This is a genomic window from Cellulomonas sp. P22, from assembly GCF_044392165.1.
The window spans coordinates 1-14,334 of the sequence record NZ_JBISBW010000006.1; the positions used below are offsets into that span (position 1 = coordinate 1).

The window sequence follows — 14,334 nt, forward strand, 5'->3', positions numbered from 1 at the left end:
ATGAACACGATCTCGGCGGGGTCGGGCAACGGGACGATCGGGTACGTCGAGTACTCCTACGCGTTGAACAAGGACTACCCGGTCGTCAAGGTCCTCAACGCCGCGGGCTACTACGTCGAGCCGACCGCAGGGAATGTCGCGGTCGCGCTCACCGCGGCGCAGATCGACCAGGACACGAGCTCGAAGAACTACCTCACACAGATCCTCGACGGCGTCTACACGAACCCCGACCCGCGCGCGTACCCGCTGTCGTCCTACGCCTACATGATCATCCCCACCGGAGCCGGCGACGCCCGGCTGACGACCGCCAAGCGCCAGTCGCTCGTGGGCCTCGCGGCCCACGGCCTGTGCGCGGGCCAGCAGCACGCCGCGACCTACGGGTACGCGCCGCTGCCGCTGAACCTGGTCCAGGCCGGGTTCGACCGGCTCGCGGAGCTCAAGACCGCAGATCCCGCTGTCGACCTCGCGGCGCTCGATCTCGCGACGTGCGACAACCCGACCTTCGACCCGACCGACCTCACCCGGAACGTGCTGGTCGAGTCGACGCCCGCCCCGGCGGCCTGCGACGCGGTGGGTGCGGGTCCCTGCGGTCCCGGCATCCGGCTCGACCTGGGTGTCCCGCGGGACGCGAACCTGCCCGGGGCCCTGACGCTCGTCGTCCCGGCCGGGGGGATCGATCTCGCCGGCTCGCGCGATGCCGGCGGCACGAGGCTGTCGGCGACGGCGGCCTTGCCCGCCTTCCAGGTCGTCGACTCACGGCGCGACGACCTGCTGACCTCCTGGCAGGTCAACGCGCAGATGTCGGACTTCACCGGCACGGCGGGGACGGTCAGCGCCGCCTACCTGGGCTGGAAGCCGAGCGCCCCCGTGAGCCTGCGGGAGGAGGGGAGCGACCTCGCTGCGGCCGCCGGTGCGACGGTGTCTTCGCAGCTCGACAGCGCATCGAGCCGCGGACTCCGCGAGAGCCGCATGCTGGCCCAGGCGTCGACCCCCGGCCGGGGCAGCACCGTCCTGGGCGGGGTGATCGCGCTGGCCGCGCCGAGCAGCACCCACGAGGGCTCCTACATCGGCACGCTCACGGTCACGCTCGTCATGTCCTAGCGCCCGCAGCCCCGACCAGGGGAGTCAGTCGCCCTGGTGGCACCCCGTCCCTCATCCCCGATCCACGCACCGCACGGTGCACGAGGAGCATCGCCATGAACGCCAGCAGCAGCGGGCGCCCGGAGGGTCAGCACTCCGCTGACCGGGTGCAGGAGACCACCGTCCTGGTACCTCCCGTCGGCCCGTGGCCGGAGCTGGGGAGCCGCGTGGCGGTGCGAGGTGGCATGCACGAGCGGCCCGTCCTCGGTGACGAAGCCACGACCGGTGGCGGCACGGCGCTGCTCCTGAAGCAGCGGGTCGCCGCTGAACCGCCATCGTTCCCGCCGTCTCCGCTCGCGGAGCTGCGCGCGCAGTCGATCTCGGCCTGGTTCGGCACCCACCAGGTGCTCGACCGGGTGTCGCTGACGATGCCCGCGGGTCAGGTCACCGCGCTCATCGGTCCGTCCGGCTGCGGCAAGTCGACGTTCCTCCGGATCCTCAACCGGATGCACGAGCTCGTGCCGTCGGCCTCGCTCGCCGGAGAGGTGCTGCTCGACGGGGTCGACGTCTACGACCCGGTGCGCCGCCTCACGCAGGCGCGTCGCGACATCGGCATGGTCTTCCAGAAGCCCAACCCGTTCCCGGCGATGAGCATCCGCGACAACGTGCTCGCCGGGCTCAAGCTCACGGGCGTGCGGGCGAGCGGGCCGACCAAGGATCAGCTCGTCGAGGAGTCGCTGACGAAGGCCGGGCTCTGGCGCGAGGTGCGCGACCGGCTGTCGGCGCCGGGCGGCGGGCTGTCCGGTGGTCAGCAGCAACGTCTCTGCATCGCCCGGTCGCTCGCCGTGCGCCCGCGCGTGCTGCTCATGGACGAGCCGTGCTCCGCGCTGGACCCGACCTCGACCCGCGTCATCGAGGAGACCATGACGGAGCTCGCGCAGGAGGTGACGATCGTCATCGTGACGCACAACATGCAGCAGGCCGCTCGCGTCTCGCAGCAGTGCGCGTTCTTCCTCGCGGCCGAAGGGACGCCGGGAGTCATCGTGGAGCACGGCGACACCGCGGCGATGTTCAGCACCCCGCTCGACGACCGCACCGCGGCGTACGTCGGGGGTCGTTTCGGATAGTCCGTCCCGACGCGTGTGACTCGTGTGACGGGAGTGACGCGTGTTCACTTCCGTCCCCGCGGCGGGTAACGTCCCCCGAAGGGCCACCGTGAGCACTCAAGTACGCGGTGCCGGTGGACGAAAGAAGAGACGTGGGCATACAGCACGGCGCATCCTGGCGCCTCAGGTCTCTCGTCGCCGCGCTCGCGGTGACGGCCCTCGTCGGGGTGCCCTCGTCGGTCGCGGTGGCGGCCCCGCCGAGCGACAAGGACGTGCAGGACGCCCGAACCGCGGTCAAGGGCGCCGAGCGCTCGGTCGCGGCCCTCGAGGTGCGGCTGGCCCAGCAGTCCGTCGAGCGTGACGCCGCCGAGAACGCCGTCGAGGCAGCCGGTGAGCAGTACACCCGCGCCGAGGTCGACCGGGTCGCCGCCGCCGAGAACGCCGTCGCGGCCGCCGCGCGCTCCGAGGCCGCCGACGCAGCTGCGGAGGACGCCCGCCGCACCCTCGTCGCGGTCGCGCGCCAGGCCGCCCGTTCGGGCGGCTCGATGGACACCGTGCAGGCGTTCCTCTCGGCCGACGGCTTCGAAGAGCTCGTCGAGCGGAGCAACGCGCTCGCCCGGGTCAGCACGCGCGCCGACCAGGCCGTGCAGACCTTCACCGCGACGCGGCTCGTCGCCACGACCCTCAAGGCACGCTCGGACCAGGCTGCCGAGGAGCAGGAGGCCGCCACCCGGGCCGCGAAGGACGCGCTCGCGGCCGCCGAGCAGACCTGGGAGGACGCCGAGGCGTCGCTCGCCGCGGCCGACGCCGAGCGCACCCAGCTCATCGTCGAGCTCGCGAGCGCCCGCAGCACGAGCGCGGCGGTCGAGACCGCACGCCAGGACCAGCTCGACCGTGAGCGCGTCGCGCGGGCCGACGCCGAGGCCGAGGCGCTGCGGCGGGCCCAGAGCAGCACCGGCCCGGCGGCCGGTGGCACGGCCGGTGGCACGAACGGTGGCACGACCGGGAGCACGGGTGGGGGCGCGCCGACCGGCACACCCGCCACGGGCGGCGGATCGGCCGACAGCGGCTCGGCCGGCGGTGGCTCGACGGGTGGTGGCTCGACCGGCGGCAGCACGGCGCCGACGACCGCGCCGACCACTGCTCCCACCACCGCGCCCCCGGCCGCGCCCTCCGGCAAGTACGGGCTCGGAACCGGGAAGTCGCGCGGCAGCGCGGGGCAGGGGCAGGCCGCCGTCGACTGGGCGGTCGCGCGCAGCGGGCTCCCGTACAGCTGGGGTGGCACCGGGCCCGACGCCTACGACTGCTCGGGGCTGACCATGGGCGGCTGGAAGGCCGCGGGGGTCAACCTCAACCGCACCTCGCGCGACCAGTACAAGCAGGTGCTCAAGATCAGCTACAACGACATGCGCCCCGGCGACCTCGTGTTCTGGGGCACCGACGTCAACGACCCCGACAGCATCACGCACGTGGCGCTGTGGATGGGGAACAACACGATCGTCGAGGCGCCCCGCCCCGGTGTCCCGGTCCGGGTCACCACGATGCGCTGGTCGGGCACCATGACCTACGCCGGGCGCGCCTGACCGCAGGTCACGCAGCACGGACGAGGCCGCGCACCCTCCGTCGGGTGCGCGGCCTCGTCCGTGCTGCGGCAGGTCGACCTGCCGCGGTGCGTCAGCAGCGGCGCGTCAGTGGTGGTAGCCGGCGTCGATGGCCCGCTGGCGCGAGCGCTCGATCTCGGCCTCGGCCTCGGTGCGACCCGTCCAGTGGGCGCCCTCGACCGACTTCCCGGGCTCGAGGTCCTTGTAGACCTCGAAGAAGTGCTGGATCTCGAGACGGTGGAAGTCGGACACGTCGTCGATGTCCTGACGCCACGCGGCGCGCTGGTCGCCCGTGGGGACGCACAGCACCTTGTCGTCGCCGCCCGCCTCGTCGCGCATGCGGAACATGCCCAGTGCCCGGCAGCGGATCAGGCAGCCGGGGAACGTGGGCTCCTCGAGCAGCACGAGCGCGTCGAGCGGGTCGCCGTCCTCGCCCAGGGTGCCCTCGATGAAGCCGTAGTCGTCGGGGTAGCGCGTCGAGGTGAACAGCATGCGGTCGAGCCGGATGCGTCCCGTCGCGTGGTCCACCTCGTACTTGTTGCGCTGCCCCTTGGGGATCTCGATCGTGACGTCGAACTCCACAGCTCTCCTCCGCCGGTGCGGGCCGCCATGCCGGGTGGGCGCTGCCGGGACACGCACGATGTCTCCGCGGCGAGCCGTCGTGCGACCCGCCGCCCGTTCGTGACCTAGTGTGACGCACCGATGCTCCTCGCCGGGCACGACTCGACGGTGTCGGGTCCCGGGCGTCGGGGCGACGATGTCCGGGGGACCGGGTTCGACCGGTCGCCGCACGTGACGGAAGAGGGGGGCCTGATGCCCGCTGCGGTGCGTGTGGCAGCGACGAGCGCGCTGGTGCTCGTCCTCGCCACCGGCGGGTATGCCACCGCCGACGCCCTCGATGTCGTCCCGGGCGTCCTGACGCTCGCCCCCGTGCCCGCGCCGGCCGCACCGTTCCCCGAGGCCCCCGGCGCTGTGGTCGGGCCCGAGGTGGGCGGCGTCCTCGGTGTGCTCGACGCCACGGCGCCCGTGCCCGACGCGGCTGTGCTGCAGGCGAAGGTCGACGCGCTCGTGGCCGACGCGCGGCTCGGCGCGAGCGTGGGCGTCGTGCTCGTCGACCAGCTCACGGGTGAGGTGCTCGCCGAGCACTCGGCCACGACGGGGCACACGCCTGCGTCGACAGCGAAGGTCGTCACGGCCGCCGCGGCCCTGAGCCGGCTCGGCGCGGGCGCGACCCTCGAGACCCGTGCGGTGCGGGGGACCGGCGACCAGGTGGTGCTCGTCGGCGGTGGTGACGTGATGCTCGCGGCCGGTGCGGGCGACCCCGCCGCGACGAACGGTCGGGCGGGCCTCGCCGACCTCGCCGACCAGACCGCGGCCCAGCTCACGCTCGCGGGGCTCACCACCGTGACCCTCGCGGTCGACGACTCGCTCTTCTCGGGTCCCGCGGTGAGCCCCGCGTGGAGCCCGTCCGACCTGACGAACGGGTTCGTGGCACCGGTCACCGCGATCGAGGTCGACATCGCGAGCCTCACCGACGCCGAGTACCCGCCCCGCGCGGCGGACCCGTCGGTGGCGGCGGCGAAGCAGCTCGCCACGCTGCTCGCCGAGCGGGGGATCACAGTGACGGGGACCCCGACGCGGGCCACCGCGAGCGCGGGCGCCGCGGTGCTCGGCACGGTCTCGTCGGCGCCGATGGGTGACATCGTCGACTACTTCCTGCACTCGTCGGACAACACGGTGACCGAGGCGGTCGCGCGGCTCGTCGCGGTCGAGGCCGGGCTGCCCGGCAGCTTCGAGGGGGCGAGCGTCGCCGTGCTCCGCGCTGCCGCCGCCCTCGGGGTCGACACGACGGGCGCGGTGCTCGTCGACGCGTCCGGCCTCGGCGACGGCTCCGCGCTGCCGCCACGGATGCTCGCGGGCCTGCTCCAGGTCGCGTCCGACCCGGCGCACCCCGAGCTGCGCAGGGTCATGGCGGGGCTCCCCGTCGCGGGTCTCTCGGGCACGTTGTCCGACCGGTACACGACGTCGTCGGCGCGCGGCATGGTCCGCGCCAAGACCGGCAGCCTCACCGGGGTCACGGCGCTCGCCGGGACCGTCGTGGACGCGGACGGCCGCCAGCTCGTGTTCGTGGTCGTCGCCGACCAGACGCCCCCGGGACAGTGGGGCCCGCGCGCGGCGATCGACGCGTTCGTCACCGACCTCGCGGCGTGCGGGTGCTCGTGACTCCCGGCCGTCGCGCAGCGCGCTCGCCGGTTACCGTGGGTTGATGGAGGCGACCGAGATGCGCAGGCGCCCGGGGCCGTCGCGGGGCCCCGTCGACTGGCCCGTCGCCGCGCGCCTCGCGGGCCGGGTCGCGTCCCCCGGTCCGGTCGCGTCCCGCACCGAGCTGGTCGACCTCGTCGCCGCGCTGCGGGTCGCCGCGACGGACGCCACCGCGCACGCCTCCCGCATCACTGGCCTGACGCCCGCGGACGGCACCGACGCCGCTCGGTCCTCGGTCTCGTTGGTGCAGGTCGTCGACCGCGCCGGCTGGGCGAGCGCGAACGTCCGCGTGCTGGAGTCGTTCTCGGCGTCGCTCACCGACGGGCTCACCGACGGTGAGCCGCCGTCGCAGGCGGTGCGGCTCGTCGGTGCGGCACAGGTCGGCGGGGTGCTCGGGCTGCTCGCGGGCAAGGTGCTCGGGCAGTTCGACCCGTTCACCGCCGACGCGAGCGCCCCCCGCGGGCGGCTGCTGCTCGTCGCACCGAACATCCTGCAGGTCGAGCGTGCGCTCGAGGTCGAGCCCGCCGACTTCCGGCTGTGGGTCGCGCTCCACGAGCAGACGCACGCGCTGCAGTTCGCCGCGGCGCCCTGGCTCGCCGACCACCTGCGCGAGCGCGCCGCGGTGCTGCTCGAGGACCTCGGCGGCCACGTCGGCCTCGGCGAGCGCGACGGCCACCGGACCGGCCCGGACCTGGGCGACCTGGCCCAGCTCGCGGTCGAGGCCCTCACGGGCCGCGACGCGGGGTACGGGGTGCTCGACCTGCTCTCGGCAGAGCAGCGCAGCCTGCTCGAGGAGGTCAGCGCCGTGATGGCGCTGCTCGAGGGGCACGCGGACGTCGCGATGGACGCCGTCGGACGCTCGGTCGTGCCGTCGGTGCGACAGATCAGGGCACGGTTCGAGGCCCGCCGCGACCAGGGTGCGCAGGCCCGCGGCGTCCAGCGCGTGGTGCGGCGGCTGCTGGGCCTCGACGCCAAGCTCGCGCAGTACCGCGACGGTGCAGCGTTCGTGCGTGAGGTCCGCCGCACGGTCGGCAACGACCAGTTCAACGTGGTCTTCTCGGGCCCCGAGCAGCTGCCGACACCCCACGAGATCGGCGACCCGCTGTCCTGGGTGCGCCGCGTGCACGGATGACCGGCCCCTCGCCCGCGGTCGCCACGATCCGCTCGGCGGTCGCCGCGGCCACCGCGGGGCTGCCCGACGGGTCGCTCGTCCTGGTCGCGTGCTCGGGCGGGCCCGACTCGCTCGCGCTCGCGGCGTGCACGGCCTTCGTGGCCGAGCGCAGCGTCCGGCTCGCGGGGCGTCCGCACAGCGGCCCCCTGCTGCGCGCGGGGGCCGTGGTGGTCGACCACGGGATGCAGGAGGGCAGCGCCGAGGTCGCCGCCACCGCGGGGGCCAGGTGCCGTCGGCTCGGGCTCGACCCGGTGGCCGTGGTCCGCGTCGAGGTCGGGCGTCACGGCGGCCCGGAGGCGGCGGCCCGCGACGCGCGCTACGCGGCCCTGCAACGTGTGGCCGAGCAGACCGGCGCCGCGATGGTGCTGCTCGGGCACACGCTCGACGACCAGGCCGAGACCGTGCTCATGGGGCTCTCGCGCGGGTCGGGCGCCCGTTCGCTCGCGGGGATGCGCGCGCGCCGCGGGCTCGTGGTCCGCCCCCTGCTCCACGTGCGGCGCTCCGAGACGCTCGCGGCGTGCGAGGCCCTGGGGCTCGACGCGTGGCACGACCCGACGAACGACCCCGACACGTCGGGGCCGGCGGCCGCCGCGCCACGCCGCTCACGCGTGCGCGGTCGCGTCATGCCCGCGCTCGAGGAGGCTCTCGGCCCCGGGGTCGCGCTGTCGCTGGCCCGCACCGCCGACCAGCTCCGTGAGGACGCCGACGCGCTCGACTCGCTCGGCAGCTCGCTCCAGGTCGCGGCGACGCTGGGCCAGGGCGAGCCCGGGCGCGACATCCGCGGCGTGCGCCGCGAGCCCCGCGTCGAAGGGCCCGGTCTGCTCCGCGACCCGTCCGACGACGCGGCTCTCGCGCTCGACGTCGAGGTGCTGGCGCGCTCGCTCGGTGCGATACGTCGGCGGGCACTGCGCGGGGCCGCGCTCTCGGCCGGTGTCCCCTCCGGATCGCTCACCCACGCGCACGTCGACGCGCTCGACGCCCTGGTCACCGCGTGGCACGGCCAGGGAGCCGTCGCGCTCCCCGGGCGTGTCCGGGCGCGGCGCACGTATGGCAGGCTGGAGTTTCATCCGGAGCGGCAAGAAGTCCCGGAGCGAGCGGAGAACGGTGAACGGTGAACCCTGCGGACATGGGTGACGACCTCGAGCGGGTGCTGCTGAGCGAGGAGCAGATCAACACGCGGCTCGACGAGCTCGCCGAGCAGATCGACGCTGACTACGCCGGCAAGGACGTGCTGGTGGTGGGCGTGCTCAAGGGCGCGGTCATGGTCATGGCCGACCTGGTGCGGCGCCTGCACACCTCGGTCGAGATGGACTGGATGGCCGTCTCGTCCTACGGCTCGGGCACGAAGTCCTCGGGCGTGGTGCGGATCCTCAAGGACCTGGACACCGACCTCATCGGCCGCCACGTGCTCATCGTCGAGGACATCATCGACTCGGGCCTGACGCTGTCGTGGCTGCTCGCCAACCTGCGCAGCCGCGGGCCGGAGAGCGTGGAGATCGCGACGATGCTGCGCAAGCCCGACGCCGCCAAGGTCGAGGTCGACGTGCGCTACGTCGGTTTCGACATCCCCAACGAGTTCGTCGTCGGGTACGGGCTCGACTACGCCGAGAAGTACCGCAACCTCCCGTTCGTCGGCACCCTCGCCCCGCACGTCTACGGCGCCTGAGCGGTTCCTCCTGCCCTGGGCGAACACGGGCCGTGTTCCTCAGGACCAGCGTGTAGTTTTCAAGCCGACTCAGACTTGCGACCGGAGGGATGAGGGGCTTCGGCCCCGCTGCCCATATGAATGTCAAGCGCCTCACCCGTGGCCCCGCACTGTGGATCGTGCTCGCCGTCCTCCTGCTGTGGATCGGCGCGAGCGCGCTGACCGGTTCCGGCGTGCACCGGATCGACACGTCGACGGGGCTCGAGCTGATCCGCGACGACAAGGTCGAGCAGGCCCAGATCACCGAGGGCACGCAGAAGGTCGACCTGACGCTCAAGGACGACTACACAGCGCCGGACGGCACCGACCTCGGCAAGAACGTCGAGTTCTTCTACGTGACGCCGCAGGGCGACAGCGTGGTCCAGGCCATCGCCGACGCGAACCCGTCGGGCGGCTACAACTCCGAGGTGCCGCAGACGTCCTGGTGGACGAGCCTGCTGGGTCTGGTGCTGCCGTTCGTCATCATCCTGGGCATCTTCTGGTTCCTCATGTCGAACGCCCAGGGCGGCGGCTCGCGCGTCATGAGCTTCGGCAAGTCCCGCGCCAAGCTCGTGAACAAGGAGTCCCCGCAGGTCACGTTCGCGGACGTGGCCGGCGTCGACGAGGCGGTCGAGGAGCTCGGCGAGATCAAGGAGTTCCTCTCCGAGCCCGCCAAGTTCCAGGCCGTGGGCGCCAAGATCCCCAAGGGCGTGCTGCTGTACGGCCCGCCCGGCACCGGCAAGACGCTGCTCGCCCGGGCCGTCGCCGGTGAGGCAGGCGTGCCGTTCTACTCGATCTCGGGCTCGGACTTCGTCGAGATGTTCGTGGGTGTCGGCGCGAGCCGCGTGCGCGACCTGTTCGACCAGGCGAAGCAGAACGCCCCGGCGATCATCTTCATCGACGAGATCGACGCCGTCGGACGGCACCGTGGCGCCGGCATGGGCGGCGGCCACGACGAGCGCGAGCAGACGCTCAACCAGATGCTCGTCGAGATGGACGGCTTCGACGTCAACGCGAACGTCATCCTCATCGCGGCGACCAACCGCCCCGACATCCTCGACCCCGCGCTGCTGCGCCCGGGCCGCTTCGACCGCCAGGTCGCGGTGGACCCGCCCGACATGAAGGGCCGTCAGCGCATCCTCACGGTCCACGCGCAGGGGAAGCCGATGGCCCCGGGCGTCGACCTCGAGGCCGTCGCGCGCCGCACGCCCGGCTTCACGGGCGCCGACCTGGCCAACGTGCTCAACGAGGCCGCGCTGCTCACCGCCCGCACCAACGGCCAGATCATCGACGACCACATGCTCGACGAGGCGATCGACCGCGTGATCGCAGGACCGCAGAAGCGGACCCGCATCATGAAGCTCAAGGAGCAGAAGATCACCGCGTACCACGAGGGTGGCCACGCGCTCGTCGCGGCCGCCCTGCGGTACACCGACCCCGTCACCAAGGTCACGATCCTGCCCCGCGGTCGCGCGCTGGGTTACACGATGGTCATGCCCACCGAGGACAAGTACTCCACGACGCGCAACGAGCTGCTCGACCAGCTCGCGTACTCGATGGGCGGCCGCGTCGCCGAGGAGCTCGTGTTCCACGACCCGACCACCGGCGCCAGCAACGACATCGAGAAGGCCACCGCCGTGGCCCGCAAGATGGTCACGCAGTACGGCATGAGCGAGAAGCTCGGCGCCATCCAGCTCGGCCAGCAGTCCGGCGAGGTCTTCATGGGCCGTGACATGGGGCACGGGCGCGACTACTCGGAGACCGTGGCCGCGACCGTCGACGTCGAGGTCCGCCGCCTGATCGAGGCGGCGCACGACGAGGCGTGGTCGGTCCTGGTCCAGTACCGCGACGTGCTCGACCGCCTCGTGCTCGAGCTCCTCGAGAAGGAGACGCTCAACCAGGAGCAGCTCGCCGAGATCTTCGCGCCCGTCGTGAAGCGTCCCCCGCGCGAGGTGTGGCTCTCGAGCGAGGAGCGCGCCGTCTCCGACCGACCGCCCGTCCAGACGCCCGGTGAGATCGCCGAGCAGAACGGCACCGTCGTCCCCTCGGACGAGGCCGCCGCCGCGAAGGACGAGCACCCCGCCGAGATCTCGATCGAGGTGCCGCCGGGCGAGACGCCCCGGCCGTACGGACAGGACTGAGCGGTGGTGCCCGAGTACGACGCCGCGCGGGTCGAGGCGGCAGTCCGTGAGCTCCTGATCGCCGTCGGCGAGGACCCGGACCGCGAGGGCCTGCGCGAGACGCCGGCCCGGGTGGCCCGGTCGTACGCCGAGACGTTCGCCGGGCTCCGTCAGGACCCCGCCGACGTCCTGTCGACCACGTTCGACCTCGGCCACGAGGAGATGGTGCTCGTCAAGGACATCGAGGTGTACTCGACGTGCGAGCACCACCTCGTGCCGTTCCACGGCGTCGCGCACATCGGCTACATCCCCGGGGTCGGGGGGCGCATCACGGGCCTGTCGAAGCTCGCGCGGCTCGTCGAGGTCTTCGCGCGGCGCCCCCAGGTGCAGGAGCGGCTCACCTCGCAGATCGCCGATTCGCTCGTCGAGCACCTCAAACCTGCCGGCGTGATCGTGGTCATCGAGTGCGAGCACCTGTGCATGTCGATGCGCGGCGTGCGCAAGCCCGGCTCGCGGACCGTGACGTCGGCCGTCCGTGGGCAGATGCGCGACGTCGCGACCCGTGCCGAGGCCATGAGTCTCGTTCTCGGGCGCTGACCCGAAGCCCTAGGCTCGCTCTCGTGAGCACCGGCGAGCATCCCCTCCCGCTTCCCGACCATCTCGCGCGGCTCGACCGCACGCTCGTGATGGGCGTCGTGAACGTCACCCCCGACTCGTTCTCCGACGGGGGCCGATGGTTCACCCCCGACGCGGCGGTGGCCCACGGTCTCGCGCTGCTGGCCGAGGGTGCCGACGTGCTCGACGTGGGCGGCGAGTCCACCCGTCCCGGCTCGCGGCGCGTGCCGGTCGAGGAGGAGCTCGTGCGCGTGCTCCCCGTGGTCGAGGCGCTGGTGCGGCGCGGGGCGACCGTGAGCGTCGACACGACGCGTGCTGTCGTGGCCCGCGAGGCCGTGGCCGCGGGTGCGCACATCATCAACGACGTCTCGGGCGGTCTCGCCGACGACGCGATGTACGCGGCTGTCGCCCGCACGGGCGCCGTGTACGTGGCGATGCACTGGCGCGGCCACGCCGACGTCATGGACGAGCTCGACCGCTACGACGACGTCGTGGCCGACGTCCGGCGCGAGCTCGGGGACCGGGTGGCCGCGCTGCGCGCCGCGGGGGTGCACGACGAGCAGATCGTGCTCGACCCGGGCCTGGGGTTCGCGAAGTCCGGGGCCAGCAACTGGCCGCTGCTGGCCCACCTGCCCGACCTCGTCGCCGACGGGTTCCCGGTGCTCGTCGGCGCGTCGCGCAAGCGCTTCCTCGGGCACCTGCTCGCGGGGCCCGACGGCGTCCCCGCCCCGCCGCTCGCGCGCGACCGGGCGACGGCGGCGGTCTCGGCACTCGCGGCCGCCGCGGGAGCATGGTGCGTGCGGGTCCACGAGGTGGCAGGCTCGGCGGACGCGGTCCGCGTCGCGGCGGCCTGGTCTGCCGGTGCCCGCCCGGACAGCAGCGACGGAACCAGTACGACGACCCAGGGGAGCAGGCCGTGAGCACGCAGGGCAGCAACGGCGGGTCGGTGGGCAGCTCGGCCTGGGCGGGTGGCGTGACGCTCGACGAGTCGGGGCGCCCGCTCGACCAGGTGCGGCTCGTGGGCATCGAGGCCACGGGCTACCACGGGGTGTTCGAGCACGAGCGGCGCGAGGGGCAGCGGTTCGTGGCCGACGTGATCGTGCACCTCGACACCCGGCGTGCGGCAGCGCGTGACGACCTCACGCACACCCTGCACTACGGCGTGCTCGCCGAGCAGGTCGCGGCTGTGCTCTCGGGCGAGCCGGCCGACCTCATCGAGACCGTCGCCGAGCGGATCGCGGCGACGGTGCTGGCCTTCGGGCAGGCCGTCGCGGTGGACGTCGCCGTGCACAAGCCGCAGGCACCGATCACGGTGCCGTTCGCGGACGTCGTCGTCGCGATCCACCGGGACCGGACCAAGCTGCCCGCCGCCGAGCCGTGGCGGCCGGCCGTCGAGAGCGCCCCGGCCGCCCCGCAGCAGGTCCCGGTGCCGACGTCGACCGCGGCGTTCCCGCTCGTCGGGCAGACCTCCGCCTCGGTGCCCGTCCGTGCGCCCGAGCCGGCCGCCGGGCCGGCCCCCGTGCGCGCGCCCGAGGGCGACCAGCTCGACGTGCGTCCGAGCGGGCCCGTCGACGTGGTGCTCGCGCTGGGCGCCAACCTCGGTGCGGCGCAGGAGACGCTGCGCACGGCCGTGACGGAGCTCGCGCACGTGCGCGGCCTCGAGGTCGTCGACGTGTCGCCGCTCGCCCGGACGGCCGCGGTGGGCGGTCCGGAGCAGCCCGACTACCTCAACGCGGTCGTGCTGGCCCGCACCACCCTGGCCCCGCGCGAGCTCCTGCACGTCACGCAGGCGATCGAGCACGGTCATGGGCGCGAGCGGCGCGAGCACTGGGGCCCGCGCACCCTGGACATCGACATCGTGGTCTACGGCTCGACGCTCGCGGTGACCGACGACCTCGAGCTGCCGCACCCGCGCGCCCACTCGCGCGCGTTCGTGCTGCAGCCGTGGGCCCAGCTCGACCCGGACGCTGTGCTGCCGGGGCTCGGGGGCGGACCGGTCGCCGCGCTCGCCGCGACGGCCCCGGACCGCGACGGCATCCGCTGGCTGGCCCTCGACTGGCTGACGACGGCGGTGCCCGCTCCCGCGCCGGACCCGGGCCCGGCCCCGGACGCGGGCGCGGGCGCAGTGCCCGAGGACTGGCGCGCCTGATGCAGCGCACCCGCTGGCAGACGCTCGTGCTCGTGATGCTCGCCACGGCCGGTGCAGGCTGGCTGCTGCTGCTCGCGCTCGAGAACCGGCGGATCACCCCGCCCCAGGTGCCGTGGCTCGTGATGGTCGTCGAGATCGTCATCGCCGGGGTGGTGTTCGCGATGGGCTGGGCCGTGCGCCAGTTCCTGCACGGCAAGCGCCCCACGCTCGACCCCATCCGGGCGGCCCGCACCGCTGTGCTCGCCAAGGCGTCCTGCTACACGGGTGCGCTGCTCACGGGCTGGTACCTCGCGCAGGTGCTCCTGGTCTCGGGCGACCTCGACGTGGCCTCGCAGCGCGGTCGGGCCGGCGCGGCGGCCCTCGCGGCCCTGGGAGGTCTGGTGCTCGCGGTCGTCGGCCTGGTGGTCGAGTGGTTCTGCCGCGTGCCGCCGCAGGACGGCGAGGACGTCGCGCGCCGCAGCGACCCGAGCCCGGGCCCCGCCGCGACCTGACCGCATCCTGGGCCGGTCGTCCCGCACGGCGGGTGCACCCGCGATGGAAGGATGG

13 protein-coding genes are annotated in these 14,334 nt (G+C 73.8%); 12 read left to right on the forward strand and 1 reads right to left on the reverse strand.

The genetic code is table 11. The features are described 5' to 3' along the window. From ACGIF2_RS06570 to ACGIF2_RS06580, 3 genes are all read left to right on the forward strand, one after another. Positions 1–1,101: substrate-binding domain-containing protein (locus tag ACGIF2_RS06570; protein WP_396044777.1), on the forward strand; the 1,101-nt coding region annotated here is incomplete at its 5' end. A 341-nt stretch (positions 1,102–1,442) separates the two neighbouring features. Then, positions 1,443–2,207 carry a phosphate ABC transporter ATP-binding protein gene (locus ACGIF2_RS06575; protein ID WP_396045678.1) on the forward strand — a complete coding sequence of 255 codons (765 nt, stop codon included), beginning with the start codon at positions 1,443–1,445 and terminating at the stop codon, positions 2,205–2,207. Positions 2,208–2,338: 131 nt separating this feature from the next. Continuing rightward, positions 2,339–3,769, forward strand: a complete 1,431-nt coding sequence (locus ACGIF2_RS06580; protein ID WP_396044779.1) for an NlpC/P60 family protein — start codon at positions 2,339–2,341, stop codon at positions 3,767–3,769. A 105-nt stretch (positions 3,770–3,874) separates the two neighbouring features. Here the strand turns inward: ACGIF2_RS06580 and ACGIF2_RS06585 are convergent, their stop codons facing one another. Next, the gene (locus ACGIF2_RS06585; RefSeq protein WP_396044781.1) at positions 3,875–4,369 is read right to left on the reverse strand and encodes an inorganic diphosphatase; all 495 of its coding nucleotides are present in this window, start codon (positions 4,367–4,369) and stop codon (positions 3,875–3,877) included. Between the two features lie 231 nt (positions 4,370–4,600). On the opposite strand from ACGIF2_RS06585, the gene dacB reads away from it, so the two are divergent. The 9 genes from dacB (at position 4,601) to ACGIF2_RS06630 (ending at position 14,279) form a co-directional block, all read left to right on the forward strand. After that, entirely contained in the window at positions 4,601–6,010 is a 1,410-nt protein-coding gene (gene dacB, locus ACGIF2_RS06590) for a D-alanyl-D-alanine carboxypeptidase/D-alanyl-D-alanine-endopeptidase (RefSeq protein ID WP_396044783.1), read from the forward strand. A gap of 43 nt (positions 6,011–6,053) precedes the next feature. Continuing rightward, positions 6,054–7,181 carry a zinc-dependent metalloprotease gene (locus tag ACGIF2_RS06595; protein WP_396044785.1) on the forward strand — a complete coding sequence of 376 codons (1,128 nt, stop codon included), beginning with the start codon at positions 6,054–6,056 and terminating at the stop codon, positions 7,179–7,181. Continuing rightward, positions 7,178–8,335 (forward strand): tRNA lysidine(34) synthetase TilS, encoded by a 1,158-nt coding sequence (tilS, locus tag ACGIF2_RS06600; RefSeq protein ID WP_396044787.1) that lies wholly within the window; start codon positions 7,178–7,180, stop codon positions 8,333–8,335. The genes ACGIF2_RS06595 and tilS overlap by 4 nt, the downstream gene beginning before the upstream one ends. Next, on the forward strand, positions 8,332–8,886 hold the full coding sequence (hpt, locus tag ACGIF2_RS06605) for a hypoxanthine phosphoribosyltransferase (RefSeq protein WP_396044789.1): 555 nt from the start codon (positions 8,332–8,334) through the stop codon (positions 8,884–8,886). Before tilS ends, hpt begins: the two co-directional genes overlap by 4 nt. 116 nt (positions 8,887–9,002) lie before the next feature. After that, positions 9,003–11,045: an ATP-dependent zinc metalloprotease FtsH gene (gene ftsH, locus ACGIF2_RS06610; protein WP_396044791.1), complete on the forward strand. Its 2,043-nt coding sequence runs from the start codon at positions 9,003–9,005 to the stop codon at positions 11,043–11,045. Between the two features lie 3 nt (positions 11,046–11,048). Continuing rightward, a complete protein-coding gene (folE, locus tag ACGIF2_RS06615) occupies positions 11,049–11,621 on the forward strand; it encodes a GTP cyclohydrolase I FolE (protein WP_396044793.1) in 573 nt (190 codons plus the stop codon). An 89-nt stretch (positions 11,622–11,710) separates the two neighbouring features. Beyond that, positions 11,711–12,559, forward strand: coding sequence for a dihydropteroate synthase (gene folP, locus ACGIF2_RS06620; RefSeq protein ID WP_396045680.1), 849 nt, complete (start codon positions 11,711–11,713; stop codon positions 12,557–12,559). After that, positions 12,556–13,788 carry a 2-amino-4-hydroxy-6-hydroxymethyldihydropteridine diphosphokinase gene (gene folK / locus ACGIF2_RS06625; protein WP_396044795.1) on the forward strand — a complete coding sequence of 411 codons (1,233 nt, stop codon included), beginning with the start codon at positions 12,556–12,558 and terminating at the stop codon, positions 13,786–13,788. Before folP ends, folK begins: the two co-directional genes overlap by 4 nt. Beyond that, a complete protein-coding gene (locus tag ACGIF2_RS06630) occupies positions 13,788–14,279 on the forward strand; it encodes a DUF3180 domain-containing protein (RefSeq protein ID WP_396044797.1) in 492 nt (163 codons plus the stop codon). The genes folK and ACGIF2_RS06630 overlap by 1 nt, the downstream gene beginning before the upstream one ends. Positions 14,280–14,334: the final 55 nt, after the last annotated feature.

What these genes read in the sequence shown, in the direction of transcription:
- dacB (WP_396044783.1), top strand. Translation starts at nt 4,601, where the DNA reads ATGCCCGCTGCGGTGCGTGTGGCAGCGACGAGCGCGCTGGTGCTCGTC.
- ACGIF2_RS06595 (WP_396044785.1), top strand. Translation starts at nt 6,054, where the DNA reads ATGGAGGCGACCGAGATGCGCAGGCGCCCGGGGCCGTCGCGGGGCCCC.
- tilS (WP_396044787.1), top strand. Translation starts at nt 7,178, where the DNA reads ATGACCGGCCCCTCGCCCGCGGTCGCCACGATCCGCTCGGCGGTCGCC.
- ftsH (WP_396044791.1), top strand. Translation starts at nt 9,003, where the DNA reads ATGAATGTCAAGCGCCTCACCCGTGGCCCCGCACTGTGGATCGTGCTC.
- folP (WP_396045680.1), top strand. Translation starts at nt 11,711, where the DNA reads ATGGGCGTCGTGAACGTCACCCCCGACTCGTTCTCCGACGGGGGCCGA.
- ACGIF2_RS06630 (WP_396044797.1), top strand. Translation starts at nt 13,788, where the DNA reads ATGCAGCGCACCCGCTGGCAGACGCTCGTGCTCGTGATGCTCGCCACG.